Raw genomic sequence first — 20,347 nt, 5'->3', positions numbered from 1 at the left:
TTAAAGATCAAACTCATCATTTATCGATAAAGAATCAACAGGAACCGCAGTTGAATCCGGCACTTTGATTTTGATTAATGAACGTGCATTTCCGGATATGTAAACCGGCAGCTGCCCAAGCGTATCTTCTGGAATTAAAAGTCCTCTGCGGAACATTAAATTCTTTAAGAATTTTTGATTTTGTAGTGCATAATCTTTCAGGTTTCCTTCATCATTAAACTGATACATGAATTTTCTAGGCTTCGGAATAATCGTTGCCAGATACAAACATTCATCTACACTTAGGTCTGAAGGCCTTTTTTGGAAATAAAACTGGCTTGCTTCCCCAATTCCGTAAACATTTGGTCCCCATTCAATAATATTGAAATACACTTCCAGCATTCTTTCTTTGCTTACAATTCGGTTGTTTTCTAAAATATAAACCAACAAAATTTCTTCCAGCTTTCGCGAAAGTGTCTTTTCACGTGTCAGGAAAACATTTTTAATCAATTGCATGCTAATCGTACTGGCGCCGCGCGAGAATTTTTTCGTTCTAATATTCTTAAGAATCGATTGTTTGAAAGCTTCATTGATGAATCCGCGATGCGAAAAGAAAGACGGATCTTCTGTAGTCAATACACATTTTTGCAAATAAGGCGAAATCTGATCCAAAGGTGTGTAATTCAGATTCCCACTTCCAACCAATACAGGACGCTGTAAAACATTTTGAATAATGGCACGATACACAAACTCTCCATTTAGTTTGTTCAGGTTTGCTTCTCCGTATTTAGTAATCCTCAGGTTTTCTTTATTGAGTTTACTATCAAAAACTAAAGTATTTGGTTTGTTTTTATTGAATTTAAAATCCAGTTTATAATCGAAGTTTCCGGTCGCTTCCATTCCCTGAAAATGCGTGAACAATCCATCAGGCAATGAAACGATAAAATCCTGCGCTTTCATTTTTGGAATATCAACTTTTAAGGTATAAATCGTATCCGATTCCGTATTGTATGAAACATACGGCTTTACTTTTATTTTGTTGAGCTGCATTGTTGAAGTACTGTCAATCGAAATAAAATCTGATCCCAACAAAAAGCGATAATCAAATCGGGCATTTTTTATTACGACGTCTTTACTGGCAATTTTGGGATGATTAATTTTTAAATTGGCGATAGATGTATAACCATCAATATGCAATTCGCTTCCGTCTTTATCAATATTAGCAACATTTAAACGTATAGAATCAAAGCTTGCTTTTAAATTATACCGTTCGTCTAAATAAGGAACTTTGATTGCTCCGGTATCCAGATTAAAAAACCGAATGTCAGCTTTTTTATCTCTTGGATCAGCAAAACCTTTTATATTCCAGCGTTGGTCAAAATTTTTGCTTTGTACATGTAGATTTGTTGTAAGCTGTTTGTTATTTAAAACTAATTTATCAATAGCAATAGTGGCTTTTTTTCCATTGTCGTCAATTTTGAAATTCAGATTTTCCAATTTCATATCAGTCGGAACCAAATTCAATAGTTTTGTAATGATGTTATAAGCAACGTCTGCGTATTTTCGTTTTTCATCTGATTTTTCTTCAGTATCCTTCTTTTTTAAAAAGGCATCAAAATTTCTGATTTTCCCTTTTTTAACTAATTGGATGTAGCCATCATTGATTTTTAAAGTTCCAAGCTGTACATCACCAATCAGCAGATTACTCAGACTGATAGTAGTTTCTATTTTTTTAATATTGAAAAGAGTGTCGGCATTTTTCGGAACCAAAACAATATCGGTTAATTTAACTCCTGACAGACCATCAAAAGAAGCTTCTTTTATCGAAAAATCGCTATTGTAATCAACCGCCATTTTATGAGTTACTTTCGCAATGGCTTGTTTTAAAAGCGAATTACGAAAAGAGTAAAGGGCAATACAGAGCAGTATAAATACTACGGTAAGTATTTTTAAGGCTTTAAATATTTTTTGTTTTGGAAATTGCATAAGTAGGTTTTATAAAAATTAACCAAACAGAAAACTAGCCACATCTTCAATTTTAGCTACGAGTTCAATTTTGATTCCTGTATTTTTCAAGGCAATTTTGTTGTATTTGGATACAAAGATAGTATTGAAGCCTAATTTTTCAGCTTCCTGAATACGCTGATCTACACGATTAACAGGGCGAATTTCTCCGGAAAGGCCAACTTCTCCCGCAAAACAAAAACCTTTTGTAACCGGAATATCTTCGTTGGATGATAAAATTGCAGCCACAACAGCCAGATCAATTGCAGGATCATCTACTGAAATTCCACCGGTAACATTTAGAAAAACGTCTTTTGCTCCTAAACGAAATCCTGCTCTTTTTTCAAGAACAGCCAAAATCATATTCAGTCTTTTGGCATTGTAACCAGTTGTACTTCGTTGTGGAGTTCCGTAAACAGCCGTACTTACTAATGATTGTATTTCAATCATCAAAGGACGCATGCCTTCCATGGTTGTAGCAATTGCGGTTCCGGACATTTCTTCGTCTTTATGCGAAATCAATATTTCAGACGGGTTGCTTACTTCACGCAAACCGCTTCCGAGCATTTCGTAAATTCCTAATTCGGCAGTTGAGCCAAAACGGTTTTTTAAAGAACGTAAAATTCGGTAAACATGATTTCGATCTCCTTCAAACTGTAAAACGGTATCGACCATATGCTCCAGAATTTTTGGCCCGGCTATATTTCCGTCTTTGGTGATATGTCCGATCAGAATAACCGGAATGTTGGTTTCTTTAGCAAACTTGATCAGCTCGGCAGTAGTTTCCCTGATTTGGGAAATACTTCCTGCCGTAGATTCGATATAATCAGTATGAAGAGTCTGAATAGAGTCAATAATGACAATTTCAGGCTGAATCGCTTCAATCTGTTTGAAAATATTTTGTGTTTTAGTTTCCGTGAGGATATAACAATTATCGCTGTCCGGTGTGATTCGTTCGGCACGCATCTTTATTTGTTTCTGACTTTCTTCACCGGAAACATAAAGGGTTTTATAAGGCAATTTCAATGAAATCTGCAGCAAAAGTGTACTTTTACCAATTCCGGGTTCACCCCCTAAAAGCGTTAAAGATCCGGGAACGATTCCGCCTCCAAGAACACGGTTCAATTCGCCGTCAGTAGTATCCATTCGAATTTCCTGAGCCGAATCGATTTCATTAATTTTTAACGGTCGTGGCGCTTTACCTGTTGAAGCCGGCTCACTTTTCCAGGCTACTTTTTCCTGCTTCTGAATAATTTCCTCTGCAATTGTATTCCATTCTTTACAAGCATTACACTGTCCTTGCCATTTAGCATATTGTGTTCCGCAATTTTGACAAAAGAAGGAAGTTTTAACTTTAGACATTATTTTGTTTTTTTTGCAAGCGTATTCATTTCATCAATTTTCTGATACATCATATCTCTGGTCAACTCGCCAATGGGCTCCATTTGCGAAGCATTTTGATATCTTTTTGAGGCTCTTTTTGGTTCACCCATTTTTTCATGCATCAAGCCTAATTCATATTCACCCAACATTGCCCTTGGGTAATCAACGTTGGCAATTTCTGCCATTTTTCCTAATTCATCGTAAGCATTGTTTTTCAGAATAAGATTCTCAATAACCTTAAAGTCGTTCATCCTAACCGGAATATCAACTCCTAAAACTTCTGACATTGTATTGTACTTATTATCCAGATAATCCGCATAACCCGACTTCAGTTCAGCAATTTTATCTTTAAATTCAGCAGAATTAATAGGCCTGTAAACTTCAAAAATATGATATAAGGCACTTGGAATCGAATGTAAAACTTCTGTATAGTGTGTCGCATTTTTAAACAAATCATATTTGTAGCTTACCAACGGATTATTGGCAACTTTAATATTGCTGTCTAATTTTTCAATTGGCTCTTTTATCTTTTTTATATCTCCTTCGCCTGCTGACAAATAATAAAAAAATGGTTCTTTTACCTGAGCAAATTTCTCTGCTATACGAACCTCCATTTTTGGTGCAAGCTCAGGGCTTAAACAAATATATCCGTTAAAAAGCGGTCTGTCTTTGTATAAAAAAAAGTTTATATAACTTGCCGTTATATCATGACCGGCAATAATTTTGAAAGGTGCAGTACGGTATTTTTTTTCAATATATGGAAGTAATTCTCCTCCCACAAATTCATAAAACTCTGCCCCTTTTTCAAATGGTACCCCTACATTTTGGTCTATAGTAGAATCATCAAAGCGTTCTCCATCATGATTCTGATGAATCCCGATAACAATCATTTCCGGTAAATCATCCCAATAAACTCCGTAATTTATTGCTCCCAAAAAAGGATCGAATAAATAATCTCCGTCCAGTAAATATAAAACAGGGTATTTTTTTGAAGGACTTGTTTCATAGGAGGCAGGAAGTCCTATAGTTATTCTTCTCTCTGTACCCAGTTTTTCCGATTTAATATTATCGAATGTTTTTTGTGAAAAAGCAGAAATAGAGATTAAAATAAAAAATAAGTGAACTTTTTTCATGATTTGGGATAATTAAAAAGTATTAAAATAAGGTGGCAATATAATACTTTATTTGCTTTTTTTGTAAACTGTGATTTTAAAAAGCAAAGAAATTTAAGACAAAATAAATCTGCTTTGTTCAAAATAAATTTGACAAATAAAAAAAATAGTAAAATGTAAAGGTTTTAGGTTAGCGAATTGTCATTTTCATTCGGAAAAACAATCCATGGTTTGAAGGTTTTTGCTTCTTCAAATTCCAGGGTTGCGTATGAAATAATAATGATGATATCGTCTTTTTGAACTTTTCTGGCAGCAGGGCCATTCAGTGTAATTTCACCTGAGTTTCTCTCGCCTTTTATAGCATAAGTTTCAAAACGTTCTCCATTATTAATGTTTACAATAGATACTTTTTCACCTTCAATAATATTTGAGGCATCCAGTAAAGTTTCATCGATAGTAATACTGCCAATATAATTTAAATCGGCGCCGGTTACTTTAACACGATGAATTTTTGATTTTATAACTTGAATTTGCATGTTGCAAAGGTAAATTAATTTAATGAAATGGTGTCAATCAGTCTTATAGAATTAACAAATACCGCTATAAATGCGCGGTAATTTTTATCTTTAATTTTATCTTCGACAGGTAATAATGTCGATTCGTCAGCAATTACAAAATATTCCAGTTCAAATCTTTCATTGTTTCTAAAAGAATTCTCGACAAATTCAATTGTTTCCTGAGGGCTTTTTACTTTGAATACTTCTTTTGCTTCAGTTAAAGTTTTATAAATAATAGCTGCTTCTTTTCGTTCTGCCGGAGTTAATCTTTCATTACGAGAACTCATGGCCAATTGGTTTTCTTCTCTAAAAATAGGGCAGCCTACTACATTGACAGACAAATTATGTTTTTCAACCATTTTTTTTACAATCTGCAATTGCTGAAAATCTTTCTCGCCGAAATAAGCATTCGTTGGCGAAACAATTTCAAACAGACGTTTAACAATAGTTCCCACACCGTTAAAATGTCCTGGTCTGAATTTTCCTTCCATCTGGTTTTCCAACCCATCAAAATCAAACGATTGTGACATTGTATTTCCTTCATAAATATCATCTACAGAAGGCGCGTATAAAATAATTTTATCACTTAACCCACGCATTTTTTTTACATCTTCTTCAAGCGTACGGGGATATTTTTCAAGATCTTCAGGATTGTTAAATTGTGTAGGATTTACAAAAATACTTACAACAGTATCATTATTTTCTTTAAGAGAACGTTGCATTAAAGCCAAATGCCCTTGGTGCAAAGCGCCCATTGTTGGTACAAATCCTACATTAGAATTTGTGGTTTTGATAGTTTTTAAATAAGCTATCAGGGCTACTTTGCCGTAGAAGATATGCATGGCGGTATTATTAAAATTTGTGCAAACATAATATATTAGTTATAAACTGCATAAATTTTTGTAATTTTGCAACGTTTTTATTACCAAAAATTAAGTAAAATACTATTATGAAAGATAAGAGGATATTATATGTATCATCTGAAGTCGTGCCTTATTTGGCTGAAAATGAGGTTTCATTAATGTCTTATGACGTACCTAAAATGATTAATGATCAGGGCGGACAAATAAGAATTTTCATGCCAAGATATGGAAACATTAACGAAAGAAGACATCAATTACACGAAGTAATCAGGCTTTCAGGGATGAATTTGGTAGTGAATGACTTAGACATGCCGCTGATTATCAAAGTAGCTTCAATCCCAAAAGAAAGGATTCAGGTTTATTTTATTGATAACGATGAATATTTTAAAAGAAAAGCGACTTTTGCCGATGAAGAGGGTGTTTTATATCCTGACAATGATGAAAGAGCAATTTTCTTTGCAAAAGGTGTTGTTGAAACTGTAAAAAAATTAAACTGGGTACCGGATATTATTCACGTTCACGGTTGGCTTGCTTCTATGCTGCCGATTTACATGAAACATTATTATAAAAATGAAGCTTTATTTTCTGAAACTAAAATTGTAACTTCAGTTTACGGACAATCCTTTGATGAAAATCTGGATCTGGAGATGATTAATAAGGTAAAATTTGACGGAGTACCACACGAATCCGTTGTAGATTTAGAAACTCCAAACTACGAAAATATCCTAAAAGCAAGCATTTTACATTCAGACGCAGTAATCATTGCTTCAGAAAACGTATCACCAAGTTTAACAAAATTTATAGAATCTTCAGGAAAACCTTTTTTACCTTTCGCCACGAAAGATGCATTCGCAGAAGCGTATACAAATTTCTACAGAACGATGGGACTTTAAATTTTAACATTATTATTAAACATGCATAACACTTCTTTTTTTAAGAAAATTCTATTAATAGCAACAGTTGCTCTATTTTATTCTTGCGATAAAGAATTTAATTCCATAGGTGATGATATAATTGGTGACAGTAATTTTGAACTGGAAGCGGAAGACTATAATGTTACAGCTTATAATCAAAAAGTAACTCCAACAGCATCCAATAACTTACCCATAAATGCATTAGGTATTTATGATAATCCTGTTTTTGGATTAACTACAGCCAATTTTAATACTCAGGTTGCATTAGCATCATATGGCCCTACATTAGGAGAAGGAGCTGTTATTGACAGTGTAACTTTAAATGTTCCTTATTTTCATCATCTTGATCCTGAACAAACATCAACTACCGGAAGTACTGCTTACATTTTAGACTCTATTTATGGTCCTAAATCCGGATTAATAAAATTAAGCGTTTACGAATCAGGTATTTATTTAAATAATTATAATGCCAATAGTTATGATATCAGTAAATTTTACAATACTGACAGAAATGACGATTTTCAAGCTAAAGCTCAGGCTTTAGGAGTGAGATTAAATGATAGAACCACTAAAATAGAGAAAGATGGTAGTGTTTCAAATGATGCTTCAGAAAATGATGAATTCTTTTTTAACTCAAAAGAGATAAAAGAAACAACTCCAAAAACTGAAACTGCTGCTGAAGTTATTAAAAGAATTAAACCTGAAATGCGCCTGCATCTAAATAAAGCCTTTTTTAAAGCCAAAATATTTGATGCACCTGCCAGTAAATTAGCTTCTGATGATGTTTTTAAAAATTATTTTAGAGGGCTGTATTTTAAAGTAGAAAAAACTACTGCAATAAATACAGAAGGAAAACCAATTTCAGGCACAATGGCTATGATGAAGTTTAGTGAGGGAAAAATCAATATTTTTTACAAAGCAAAAACAGCTATTACCACTGATGCAGAAACTGTAATGGAATCAAAAACACTGGTTATAAATTTAACCGGTAATACCGTAAGTCTTTTAAAAGAAGAAAGCAGCAGTCCCACATCAGATGATTATTACACAAGTGCTGCTACAAACGATGTTACTCCAGACGAGAAATTATATTTAAAAGGAGGTCAGGGATCAATGGCAGTTATTGAACTTTTTGACAAAACTGACTTAGGAAGATACAAAGACGATGGAACTTGGGAAACAACTCCAAATGGCGTATATGATGAATTAGACGAAATTAGAAACAATGTTACGTCTAAAAAATGGCTAACAAATGAAGCCAATTTAATATTTACTATTGATTCGCAAAAAATGGCAAGTCTAATTGGAACCGACCCAACAACAGCAGCAAGACAGCCAGGCAGAATCTATCTATATGATTTAACAAACAATACTATCCTTTCAGATTATTCTGCAGATCGTAGCACAAGCCTCAATGGTGACGCTAAAAAAAGCAGGACCGTTTTTAATGGCTTGCTTAATATAGATCCAACAACTAAGATAGGTACCTACAAAATAAGAATTACAAACCATATTCGAAATTTGATTAAAAATACTGATGTTACTAACGTAAAATTAGGCTTAGTAGTTACTGAAAGTATAGATATAACTGCATCATCTAAATTAGATAAAACTGTTGAAAGTACTATTTCAGAGATCCCAACAGCATCAGTAATGAGCCCTTTAGGAACTGTATTATATGGAGGCAATATTCCAGAAGGAGCTCCTAATTATGCTAAAAGAGTAAAACTTAAAATTTACTACACGAAACCAAATTAAAAAAATAACATATGTGTGGAATTGTTGGATATATAGGTCACAGAGAGGCTTATCCTATTGTCATCAAAGGATTAAAGCGCCTCGAATACAGAGGATATGATAGTGCTGGTGTAATGCTATACGACCAGGAATCAGATATCAAACTTTGTAAAACAAAAGGAAAAGTTTCAGATCTTGAGGAAAAAGCAAAAGCAGATTTCACAACGAACGGAACTATCGGAATTGGTCATACACGCTGGGCAACTCATGGAGTTCCTAATGATTTAAATTCACACCCCCATTTGTCTAATTCAGGAGAGTTGGCCATTATCCATAATGGAATAATCGAAAATTACGCTCCTTTAAAAGAAGAATTAAAAAAAAGAGGTTATATATTTCACTCTGATACAGATACCGAAGTTTTGGTTAACTTAATTGAAGAGGTTCAGAAAAACGAAAAGATAAAATTAGGAAAAGCAGTTCAAATTGCTCTGAATCAGGTTGTAGGTGCATATGCTATCGCTGTTTTTGATAAAAAAAATCCTGATGAGATTGTTGCCGCCAGGCTTGGAAGCCCATTAGCAATTGGTGTTGGAGAAGGCGAATATTTTATTGCATCTGATGCTTCACCATTTATAGAATATACTGCAAATGCAGTATATTTAGAAGATGGCGAAATGGCAAATATCAGATTACACAAACCACTTAAGATCAGAAAAATAAAAGATGATTCTTTAGTAGACCCTTACATCCAGGAACTTCAAATGAATTTGGAGCAAATTGAAAAAGGCGGATACGATCATTTTATGCTAAAAGAAATATACGAACAGCCAAGCGTAATTAAAGACACTTACAGAGGCAGACTTAATGCAAATAAAGGAATTGTTCAATTAGCAGGTGTTGAAGACAATATCGAGAAATTCTTAAATGCAAATCGTATCCTTATTGTAGCATGTGGAACTTCATGGCATGCAGGTTTAGTTGCAGAATATATCTTTGAAGAATTCTCCCGTATTCCGGTAGAAGTAGAATATGCTTCTGAATTTAGATACAGAAATCCAATTATCAATAAAAATGACGTTGTCATTGCTATTTCTCAATCGGGAGAAACTGCAGATACAATGGCAGCTATTAAATTAGCAAAAGAAAATGGTGCTTTTGTATTTGGTGTTTGTAATGTTGTGGGATCCTCAATTTCCAGAGAGAGCCATGCAGGAGCTTACACACATGCCGGACCTGAAATTGGAGTCGCTTCAACTAAAGCCTTTACTACTCAAATCACAGTTTTAACTATGATTGCCTTAAGATTAGGAAAAGCCAAAGGAACTTTATCAAATACCGATTTCCATACCTATTTACAAGAATTAGAAATTATTCCTGAAAAAGTAGCTGAAGCATTAGAAACAAACGAAAGAGCTAAAGAAATTGCAGCAGCTTTTAAAGATGCACCAAACTGTTTGTATTTAGGACGTGGCTATAATTTTCCAGTCGCCCTTGAAGGAGCATTGAAACTTAAAGAGATATCCTATATTCATGCTGAAGGATATCCCGCAGCAGAAATGAAACACGGACCAATTGCTTTAATAGATGAACAAATGCCAGTTATTGTAATTGCGCCTAAACAAGGTCATTATGATAAAATTGTAAGCAACATTCAGGAAATCAAATCCAGAAGCGGCAAAATCATTGCCGTAGTTACTAAAGGCGACACTCAGGTTCGTGAATTAGCAGATTATGTAATTGAAATTCCAGAAACTTCTGATGCATTATCACCGTTAATTACGACAATCCCTTTACAACTTTTATCGTATCACATTGCTGTTATGAGAGGATGCAATGTTGATCAGCCCCGTAACCTTGCCAAGTCAGTTACCGTAGAGTAATTTTTAATAAAGCAAACAAATATTAAAGCGAGATTTACATCTCGCTTTTTTTATTGACAATTTTTTTATCCTTCCTTGAATTTTTAAGATAAATGCATTTTTTTTCTTAAAATTATTATGTATGCATACTATTTTGTTTTATTCGAGTTAGTTTCTTGATTTAAATTTAATAAATGACCATATCAAATAGTTAAAATAACTATCAATATTATGATAAATATTAATTTTTTTTAACGTTTTTTTATTAATATCAAAATTATTCGTATTTTGGCTATATAAACTAACAAATAACCAACCAATGAGAGCATATTTACTAATAATGTTGTTTATCAGCGGATTATCTTTTTCGCAGAATACAATTAGTGGTACTGTTACAGATACCAACAAACAATCAATTCCAGGAGCTAATATTACTGTTGTTGGAAGCTCAAGTGGAACTTCTACCGATTTTGACGGTACATTTAAGTTAAATACTCCATCGAAACCTCCCTTTACAATCAAAATATCGGCAGTTGGTTTTGAATCTAAAACAATCAACATTACTTCGTTGAATCAAAAAGCAGATGTGATTTTAAAAAATGAAGAAACCAAATTGGATGAAATAGTTGTTTCGGCATCCCGAACACCCGAACGCATATTAGAATCTCCCGTAACCATCGAAAGAATGGGGATTCAGGATATTAAAAAAACCGCTTCTCCTTCTTTTTATGATGGTTTGGAAAATTTAAAAGAGGTACAGATGAATACCAGTAGTATGACTTTTAAATCCGTTAACACAAGAGGGTTTGCCACAGTGGCCAATACACGTTTCCTCCAATTGGTTGACGGAATGGACAACTCATCCCCACTTCTAAATTTCGTTTTAGGAAATATGATTGGGGTATCAGAGATTGACGTCCAGAGTGTTGAATTACTGCCAGGTGCTTCATCTGCATTATATGGTGCAAATGCCTTTAATGGAATTTTGTTTATGAATAGTAAAAGCCCATTTACCCATCAGGGAGTTTCGGCTTATTTTAAATACGGAATGACTTCTCAGGATGCAGCAGGAACAAATAATTATTACGATTTAGGATTGCGATTCGCACACGCTTTTAATAAATATTTTGCTGCTAAAGCAAATTTCACCTATATGGAAGCCACTGATTGGTACGCAACGGATTATAACGACAAAACAATAGGAGGCATAGACAGAACAAACCCAAATTATGACGGTATAAACGTGTATGGAGATGAGGCCACCACAAACATTAAAGGGGTAGGACAAAGATTAGCAGCATTAGGCATCATACCAGCCGGAGCAGTTAATCTTTTACCAAACAGCAATGTGAGCAGAACAGGATATAATGAAACAGACCTTACAAACAACAAAGCCGGAAACACTAAAATCGACTTTTCTTTTCATGGAAGACCTTTTGGGGACGAAAGATTAGAAATTATCTGGCAAAGCAAATTTGGTTTTGGAAACGCAGTATATCAGGGAGCCAATAGATATTACTTAAATAATTTTTTTATGCAACAGCATAAATTAGAGTTTAAAGGAAAGAATTTTTTCCTAAGAGGATACATGACCACAGAAGATGGAGGAAACTCCTATGATATGATTTTTACAGGAATTAATGTGAACAGAAAATGGAAAGATGACAATACATGGTTTGGACAGTATGCAGGTGCTTACATACAGGGAACTTTAGGGGGCATGACACCACAACAAGCGCACGCAGCTGCAAGAGCAACCGCTGATACCGGACGCTTTTTACCTGGAACAACAGCATTTCAAAATGCATTTAATCAGGTCATTAATGACGAAAGCGTTCTATCTGGATCAAAACTGGTTGATAACTCAAAAATTTATCATTCTGATGCAAATTATAATTTTAAAGATCTCATCAAATTTGCAGAAATTCAGGTAGGAGGATCATACAGATTATACGAATTAAATTCTCATGGCAGAATTTATACAGATGCAGACGGACCAATCAACTATAACGAATATGGTGCTTATACTCAATTAACAAAAAGATTTCTTGATGACAGATTAAAATTTACAGGATCTATTCGTTATGACAAATCTAAAAATTTTGACGGAAATTATTCTCCAAGATTATCTTTTGTATATTCAGGAGGTGAAAAGAAAAATCACAATTTCAGAGCGTCTTTCCAGACAGGTTTCAGAAACCCTACTACACAGGATCAATATATTGGATTTAATATAGGCCGGGCCGTATTAATCGGTTCAGCCCCAGACAACCTGACAAGATTTAGCGAAACTTTTACCCTTAGCGCAGAAGGCCAAAGCTATAATGTCAACAATAGCCCAACCAAAATTATGACAGGAGAAGACGCTTATAAAAACTCCTATCTTGCAAGTTCAGTTGAAGCTTTTAGCGCAATGGCAGGAACAAATCCTGTTGAAGCCGCAAAACTATTAAGAAAAACAAGAGCTAATTTTGTAAAACCGGAACAGGTAAAAGCATTTGAATTAGGATACCGTTCGGTTTATGAAGATATTTCAATAGATCTTAATGGGTACTATAACATTTATAACGATTTTATTGGCAACCTTAATGTTGTTTCTACATATTATGGAACAGCACAAGACAATCCAAACTTACCAATTTCCTTTCCTGTAACGGATCCAGGAGCACAATCAGTACGAGGACTTCAAAACGGAGAATACAGAGCTTATCAAATATATACAAATTCAAGTGTAGAAATTCATTCACTTGGATTTGGAATTGGATTATCAAAAAAGATAATTGCAGATTTTGAATTAGGTTTAAATTATAATTATGCCCAATTTGATTTTGATCAGTCTGAAGATCCAAGTTTTGAAGCTGGTTTTAACACACCAAAACACAGATTTAAAGCTTCAATCGGAAACCAAAAATTATTTAAAAATTTAGGATTTAATGTTAGCGCGAGATGGAATAGCGAATATGAATGGCAATCAACTTTTGCTGACGGGACAATTGAATCGGCCACAGTAATCGATGCACAAATTAATTATTCTATGCCAAAATTAAAATCTACATTTAAATTAGGCGCTTCAAATATCGGAGGAAAAGAATATACACAGGTAATTGGTTCAGGATCAATCGGTCAGCAATATTTTGTTTCCTGGACAATTAATCCATAATTAAAAAACAACAACCATTATTTTACTTGTTCAAAAATTTAGCAAGGAATAATTTAAAATATACGAATTATGATAAAAAATTTAAAATGGCTGTTATTGGTTTCACTAACCTTTGCAGCTTGTAATAGTGATGACGAGACAATAAAAGACTCCAACTCCTCTGATGGTTTACCCTTAACTTCAGGTTCAGCAGATTTTTCAAAATATGTAGCTCTAGGGGATTCTTTTGCAGCAGGTTTTAGTGACAATGCTCTTTTTATTAAAGGACAGGAAGGCGCATATCCAAATATTATAGCACAACAATTTGCTTTAGTTGGAGGAGAAGAATTCAAGACCCCTTATGCAAATGATAATATCGGTGGATTGTTATTAGGCGGTAATGCAATCACCGCACCACGTTTGTATTTTGATACTACTACCAGTACTCCTGTTTCTGTTGTAGGCACACCAACAACAGAAGTTACAGCACATTTGTCTGGAACATTTAATAATTTAGGAGTTCCTGGTGCTAAAAGTTTCCATTTGCTGGCGCCTGGTTACGGTAGCATAGCAGGAATAACTGCGGGAACAGCAAATCCTTATTTTGCTCGTTTTGCTTCAAGTGCTACGACTACAGTTTTAGCAGATGCATTAAGTCAGAATCCGACTTTCTTCTCTTTATGGATTGGAGGAAATGATGAATTAGGGTATGCAACTGCTGGTGGAGATCCAGCCGTAAATCCTTTAACCCCTCCTGCAACTTTTGATGCAACATATAAAGCACTAATTACTCAGCTTACTACAGGAGGCAGAAAAGGTGTTATAGCGAATTTGCCAGTCATAACAACCCTGCCTTATTTTTATGTAATCAAGTATAATCAATTAACTCAAGCTAATCTGACCATTAGCGGAGTTAATCTCGTAAGTAATCTTAATACTCAATTATACGGCCCTTTACATAACGCATTAACTTTTTTAGGCCAAGGCGACAGAATAAAACTTTTATCGGCAACTGGCAACAATCCAATGATTATGGTAGATGAAACCCTAACTGATTTGTCTGCAAGTTTAAAAGCTGTCTTAATGGGAGGAGGTTTGGACGCGACTACTGCAACAGTAATGGGGCAAATTTTCGGCAAGGCAAGGCAAACCTTACCAACAGATTTAATTTGCTTAAGTGCCTCTGCCAGAATAGGAAAAGCTCCATCTGCAGCAATTGATGGAATCGCTTCTCCTTCTCCGTCTTTATCACAATTAGGAATTACTTTTCCTTTACCTGACCGATATGTTTTATTACCTAGTGAAGTCGCCGAGATTGAAGTCGCTACTACTGCTTACAACTTAACCATTAAAACAGCTGCAGAAACTAATAATTTAGCAATTGTTGATACTAAAAAAATCATGGAGCAATTAGGAACAACAAATGGAATTGTTGCAGACAGCTACACACTGACATCAACATTTGTAACAGGAGGAGCTTTTTCTTTAGACGGAGTTCATCCGTCGCCAAGAGGATATGCTTTGATTGCAAATAAATTCATTGAAGCCATAAATTTGAAATATGGCTCTAACATAAAAGCAGTTAATTTAGGTAACTATCAAATCCTATTTCCAAAATCATTACAATAAAGCCAATTTTTTTTAGTAGAAAGCCGCTCGTTTATAACGCAGTGGTTTTTTTAATTTATACCAAATTTTATATAATTTAGGTATTTGGAGAATCAGTTTTATGAATTATAACAAAAACTAAGTATTTTTTATTAAAAAAAATATTGATTTTATATATTAAAAATTTATCTTTGCGCTCTGAAAAAAGAGGTATTTTCGATAAACTTAAATAGCTATTTAATAAACACATAAGTAATGTCAAAAGTAATAGGAAAAGTTGCTCAAATCATTGGACCAGTAGTTGACGTAGTTTTCAACGGTAAGGATGTTGAACTTCCAAAAATTTATGATTCATTAGAAATCACAAAAAAAGACGGAACATTGTTAGTTCTTGAAGTACAATCTCACATTGGTGAAAACACGGTGCGTACCATTTCGATGGACTCAACTGACGGTTTGAGCAGAGGTTATGAAGTGGTTGGTACTGGAAATCCAATCAAAATGCCAGTTGGAGCAGATGTTTACGGCCGTTTGTTTAACGTAATTGGTGATGCTATCGATGGTTTAGGAAACTTACCAAAAGATGGCGATAATGGATTATCTATACATAGACCAGCTCCAAGATTCGAAGATTTATCAACTTCATCTGAAGTTTTATTCACAGGTATTAAAGTAATCGATTTGATTGAGCCTTACGCAAAAGGAGGGAAAATTGGATTGTTTGGAGGTGCAGGTGTTGGTAAAACAGTATTGATTCAGGAATTGATCAACAATATTGCAAAAGGTCACGGTGGACTTTCAGTATTCGCAGGAGTAGGTGAAAGAACACGTGAAGGAAATGACTTGCTTCGTGAGATGCTTGAGTCAGGAATTATAAAATATGGTGATGATTTCATGCACTCTATGGAAAATGGAGGATGGGATTTATCTAAAGTAGATATGCCAGGAATGAGAGAGTCTAAAGCTACTTTCGTTTTCGGACAAATGAATGAGCCACCTGGAGCTCGTGCACGTGTTGCACTTTCAGGATTATCTATCGCTGAGTATTTCCGTGATGGAGCAGGAACTGATCAGGGTAAAGACGTATTGTTTTTCGTTGATAACATCTTCCGTTTTACACAAGCAGGTTCTGAGGTATCAGCACTTTTAGGCCGTATGCCTTCTGCAGTAGGATACCAGCCAACTTTGGCAACAGAGATGGGAGCTATGCAAGAGCGTATTACATCTACAAACAAAGGATCTATTACATCTGTACAAGCGGTTTACGTTCCTGCGGATGACTTAACTGACCCGGCTCCGGCTACAACATTTGCTCACTTAGATGCAACAACGGTATTGTCTCGTAAAATTGCTGAGTTAGGTATTTATCCAGCTGTTGACCCGTTAGATTCTACTTCAAGAATCTTAACTCCACAAATTTTAGGAAATGAGCACTATGACTGTGCACAAAGAGTAAAAGAGATTCTTCAAAAATACAAACAACTTCAGGATATCATCGCGATCTTAGGTATGGAAGAGTTATCTGAAGAAGATAAACTTTCTGTATCAAGAGCACGTCGTGTACAACGTTTCTTGTCTCAGCCATTCCACGTAGCGGAGCAGTTTACAGGTATCCCAGGTGTATTAGTAGATATTAAAGATACTATCAAAGGTTTCAACATGATTATCGACGGTGAATTAGATCACCTTCCAGAAGCAGCTTTCAACTTGAAAGGTTCTATTCAGGATGCGATCGAAGCTGGAGAAAAAATGTTAGCTGAAGCGTAATTGGTTGTTAGTTGTTAGTTGTCAGTTGTTAAAAAACAACAATCAACCATCAACGACCAACTATTAACTAAAAAAATATGATTTTAGAAATAGTATCACCAGAAGCAAAATTATTTTCAGGAGAAGTAACATCTGTTACATTGCCTGGGGTTAATGGAAGCTTTCAAATTTTGAATAATCACGCTCCTATTGTTTCTATCTTAGAGAAAGGAACTATTAAAATTGCAGCTAAAAGTTTCAATTTTTCTAAAGATGTAGCGAATAAATTCACGAAAGTAAATGACCAGACTTACATATTAGAAATTACGTCAGGCACTATCGAAATGAAAGACAATAAAGTAATTGTTTTAGTTGACTAAAATAATTTTCAATTAACAAAGAAGCCAAGCAGAGATGTTTGGCTTTTTTCATTTTTGAATATGAATAATAAAGAAGAATCAATCGTTTCAGTTTTTGAAGCAAAAAGGAGTTGGTATGAATTAGTTATAGCAGCAGTATTTTTTAGTGTTACCATAGCTGTAGTAATTTTTGTAATATTTATAAATTACAACATCCATTCCCTTTTAACATTTATTACCAGTATGCGTATCTTAGCACTAATTGGTGTAATGTCTTTTGTTGCGGGATTGAAGTTTTCTCAAGTAAGAAATTTACAAATTGATTTTCATAAGAATTTAATTATAACAAGATATGTTGTCGGCCCTTTTTCATATAAGACAGAGTCTAAAGTAACAGAATTCGAATACGTTTCTTTTTTTAAAGTAAACAATACATGTTTTGGAACTAATCTCTGGTATGTAAAAAACCGCCATTTTGAGATGTATGAATTTGAAACTAAAGAGCGTGCCTATCAATTTTCTTTGGACCTTTCAACCAAATTAAAAATTGATTTATTGGATGCAACTGAAAGAGGAAACTTTAAATGGATTGAGAAGGAGAACTCAAATTCTATTTAGCTATTATTTCATAACTTTGTTTTATGAAAATACCCGAAAATCTTATTCAGAAACTTGAAAAACGGAAACACAATAATTCGTTAAGACAATTACCAAGTTTTAGTAATCTTGTGGATTTCTCTTCAAACGATTATATTGGATTTTCTAAATCTGAAAGTATTTTTAAATTGACTCATGATTATTTAATCGAAAATGGGATTATTCAAAATGGCGCAACAGGTTCCCGCTTAATTTCCGGCAATTATTCCCTCTATCAAATTACAGAATCTTTTATTGCTGAATTCCACGAAGCAGAATCGACTTTAATTTTCAATTCAGGCTACGATGCCAATGTTGGTTTCTTTAGCGCTGTACCGCAACGAAACGACGTTATTTTGTATGATGAATTAAGTCATGCGTCTATTCGAGACGGTATATCAATGTCAAATGCCAAATCATATAAATTTAACCATAACGATTTTGAAGATTTAGAGCGACTTATCCTAAAATTTCCCAATACCAATATCTATATAGTTACTGAAACTGTTTTTTCTATGGATGGTGACAGCCCAAATCTGGAAGAATTAGTTGAACTTTCAGAAAAGCATAATTGCTATTTGGTTCTTGACGAAGCACACACTCTTGGCGTTTTTGGCGAAAAAGGAGAAGGCTTATCACAATATTTGAATTTACATAATAGAATTTTTGTCCGAATCATAACTTTTGGAAAAGGATTAGGATGTCACGGTGCAGTGGTTTTAGGAAGTAATGAACTTAAGGAATATCTTGTAAACTTCGCCCGAAGTTTTATTTATACAACAGGCTTATCTCCGCATTCTGTTGCAACCATTCTGGTGGCTTATCAACATTTAGAATTCGAGAAGAAAAAGATTGAAAACCTACGTCATAATATCATATGCTTTAATCAGCAGAAAAATTTATTAGGTTTAAAACCAATTTTTGTACGAAGTAAATCGGCTATTCAATCTGCTATTGTTCCAGGTAATGAAAATGTAAAGCGTATAGCACAGCAACTACAGGATAAAGGATTTGATGTAAAAGCAATACTTTCTCCAACTGTTCCGGAAGGCCAGGAACGCCTTCGCTTTTGTATTCACAGCTATAATTCAGAAAAAGAAATCAATCAGATTTTAGAATTATTAAGGGATCTAGTGTTTTAGTTTCATTCCTCAAAACCTTAAAAAGCTCAACAAAGAATAATTTCGTGAGTATCTGCGTTTTACTTTGTATCTCTGTGAAATTTAAAAAGACATCCATAATCCATTATTAGTCACTTTTAAAAAAAATTAAAAACTTTTGTAACGTTTTGAACATTCGATTACTTACGAGTCGTAATCAAATAAATCAAAACAATTATGAAATCACAATTTACTTCATTAAAAGAAAATATTTTAAATTGTATCCTGTTTGCTTCAATAGGACTTGCAATTGGTATCATAACTCATTTTTTCATAAAACTTCTTAGCCTTCTGCTATTGTTTATCATAGGATTTTTATTACTAAATTATATATCTTCCTCACAGAAAAAGAAAGCGGGTAAATAACAAAAAGGAGTTTCAATCATCAATTAATCCTAACTTTAATCAATCAACATCATGAAAAATTTAATCAAATCAGCAGTAATAGCAATCACAATTATTTTTAGTACTGCAACTCACGCACAGACAAAATCTCCAAAATTAGAAAATTCACTTTTATGGGAAGTTTCAGGAAACGGATTATCAAATCCTTCCTATTTATACGGCACTATCCATATGATTTGCTCAACAGATTATTTTCTTTCTGAAAAAGCAAAAAAAGCCTTTGAATCTTCGAGTAAATTAATTTTGGAAATCGACCTATCTGATCCAAAACAAATGACAGATTTGCAGCAAATGGCAATAGGTAAACAACCGCTTAGCAAAACACTAAATGCGCAAGACTTATTAAAATTAGATAATATTCTGCAGAAAAAAGCCGGAATGAGCATTCAGCAAGTTGATAGTTTTAGTTTATTTACCGTAATGAGTTTAATAAGTATGAAAAGTTTTGGTTGTAATGACCTGAAATTTTACGAAATGAGTTTTATTGAAACAGCTAAACAACGAAAACTTAAGATTGCCGGATTAGAAACAGTAAAAGAGCAAATGAATATGTTTGAGAATGCCTATTCTGATACGGAAATGATTAAAATGCTGGAAGAATTAAACAAGGAAGAAACCGATAAATTAGTTGCACAATACAAAGAGGAAAACATAACTGCCTTATATGATATTACTACTGATAAAAAAATAATAAGCGAAGAAACCAAAAAAACGATTCTGGACAACAGAAATCAAAATTGGCTAAAAACAATCCCTGAGCTAATCAAAAATGAAAGTACATTTATCGCTGTAGGATCAGCGCATTTGGCTGGAGATTTAGGAATAATCAATTTATTAAGAAAAGCGGGATATACCGTTAAACCTGTATTGAAATAGCATTATT

Annotated in this window: 15 protein-coding genes; 10 read left to right on the top strand and 5 right to left on the bottom strand. The window is 34.0% G+C overall.

What is annotated here, in order from left to right:
* From FLACHUCJ7_RS02360 to panC, 5 genes are all read right to left on the bottom strand, one after another.
* Entirely contained in the window at positions 1–1,965 is a 1,965-nt protein-coding gene (locus FLACHUCJ7_RS02360; RefSeq protein ID WP_180907784.1) for a transglycosylase domain-containing protein, read from the bottom strand.
* Positions 1,966–1,983: 18 nt separating this feature from the next.
* Positions 1,984–3,345, bottom strand: a complete 1,362-nt coding sequence (gene radA / locus FLACHUCJ7_RS02355; protein ID WP_180907783.1) for a DNA repair protein RadA — start codon at positions 3,343–3,345, stop codon at positions 1,984–1,986.
* Positions 3,345–4,499 (bottom strand): alpha/beta hydrolase, encoded by a 1,155-nt coding sequence (locus FLACHUCJ7_RS02350; RefSeq protein ID WP_180907782.1) that lies wholly within the window; start codon positions 4,497–4,499, stop codon positions 3,345–3,347. Before FLACHUCJ7_RS02350 ends, radA begins: the two co-directional genes overlap by 1 nt.
* Before the next feature lie 164 nt (positions 4,500–4,663).
* Positions 4,664–5,014: an aspartate 1-decarboxylase gene (gene panD / locus FLACHUCJ7_RS02345; RefSeq protein ID WP_031456621.1), complete on the bottom strand. Its 351-nt coding sequence runs from the start codon at positions 5,012–5,014 to the stop codon at positions 4,664–4,666.
* 14 nt (positions 5,015–5,028) lie between these two features.
* Entirely contained in the window at positions 5,029–5,877 is an 849-nt protein-coding gene (gene panC / locus FLACHUCJ7_RS02340) for a pantoate--beta-alanine ligase (protein WP_180907781.1), read from the bottom strand.
* Between the two features lie 107 nt (positions 5,878–5,984).
* Here panC and FLACHUCJ7_RS02335 point away from each other — a divergent pair, with 107 nt between their 5' ends.
* The 10 genes from FLACHUCJ7_RS02335 (at position 5,985) to FLACHUCJ7_RS02290 (ending at position 20,340) form a co-directional block, all read left to right on the top strand.
* Complete coding sequence (locus FLACHUCJ7_RS02335) at positions 5,985–6,791, top strand: glycogen/starch synthase (protein WP_180907780.1); 807 nt, start codon at positions 5,985–5,987, stop codon at positions 6,789–6,791.
* A 21-nt stretch (positions 6,792–6,812) separates the two neighbouring features.
* Positions 6,813–8,570 (top strand): DUF4270 domain-containing protein, encoded by a 1,758-nt coding sequence (locus FLACHUCJ7_RS02330; protein ID WP_180907779.1) that lies wholly within the window; start codon positions 6,813–6,815, stop codon positions 8,568–8,570.
* Positions 8,571–8,581: 11 nt separating this feature from the next.
* Complete coding sequence (glmS, locus tag FLACHUCJ7_RS02325) at positions 8,582–10,432, top strand: glutamine--fructose-6-phosphate transaminase (isomerizing) (protein WP_180907778.1); 1,851 nt, start codon at positions 8,582–8,584, stop codon at positions 10,430–10,432.
* Between the two features lie 298 nt (positions 10,433–10,730).
* Positions 10,731–13,571 carry a TonB-dependent receptor domain-containing protein gene (locus FLACHUCJ7_RS02320; protein WP_180907777.1) on the top strand — a complete coding sequence of 947 codons (2,841 nt, stop codon included), beginning with the start codon at positions 10,731–10,733 and terminating at the stop codon, positions 13,569–13,571.
* Positions 13,572–13,640: 69 nt separating this feature from the next.
* Positions 13,641–15,179, top strand: coding sequence for an SGNH/GDSL hydrolase family protein (locus FLACHUCJ7_RS02315; RefSeq protein WP_180907776.1), 1,539 nt, complete (start codon positions 13,641–13,643; stop codon positions 15,177–15,179).
* 234 nt (positions 15,180–15,413) lie between these two features.
* Positions 15,414–16,925 (top strand): F0F1 ATP synthase subunit beta, encoded by a 1,512-nt coding sequence (atpD, locus tag FLACHUCJ7_RS02310; RefSeq protein ID WP_041520300.1) that lies wholly within the window; start codon positions 15,414–15,416, stop codon positions 16,923–16,925.
* A 77-nt stretch (positions 16,926–17,002) separates the two neighbouring features.
* Positions 17,003–17,284: a F0F1 ATP synthase subunit epsilon gene (locus FLACHUCJ7_RS02305; RefSeq protein ID WP_180907775.1), complete on the top strand. Its 282-nt coding sequence runs from the start codon at positions 17,003–17,005 to the stop codon at positions 17,282–17,284.
* A 60-nt stretch (positions 17,285–17,344) separates the two neighbouring features.
* The gene (locus tag FLACHUCJ7_RS02300; protein ID WP_180907774.1) at positions 17,345–17,881 is read left to right on the top strand and encodes a hypothetical protein; all 537 of its coding nucleotides are present in this window, start codon (positions 17,345–17,347) and stop codon (positions 17,879–17,881) included.
* A 23-nt stretch (positions 17,882–17,904) separates the two neighbouring features.
* Complete coding sequence (locus tag FLACHUCJ7_RS02295) at positions 17,905–19,041, top strand: aminotransferase class I/II-fold pyridoxal phosphate-dependent enzyme (RefSeq protein WP_180907773.1); 1,137 nt, start codon at positions 17,905–17,907, stop codon at positions 19,039–19,041.
* 435 nt (positions 19,042–19,476) lie between these two features.
* A complete protein-coding gene (locus tag FLACHUCJ7_RS02290; RefSeq protein WP_078228978.1) occupies positions 19,477–20,340 on the top strand; it encodes a TraB/GumN family protein in 864 nt (287 codons plus the stop codon).
* Positions 20,341–20,347 lie beyond the last annotated feature (7 nt).

This window comes from Flavobacterium salmonis, assembly GCF_903819435.1.
In the GTDB taxonomy this organism is placed as follows: domain Bacteria; phylum Bacteroidota; class Bacteroidia; order Flavobacteriales; family Flavobacteriaceae; genus Flavobacterium; species Flavobacterium chungangense.
This window is presented reverse-complemented; position numbering and strand designations above follow the sequence as displayed.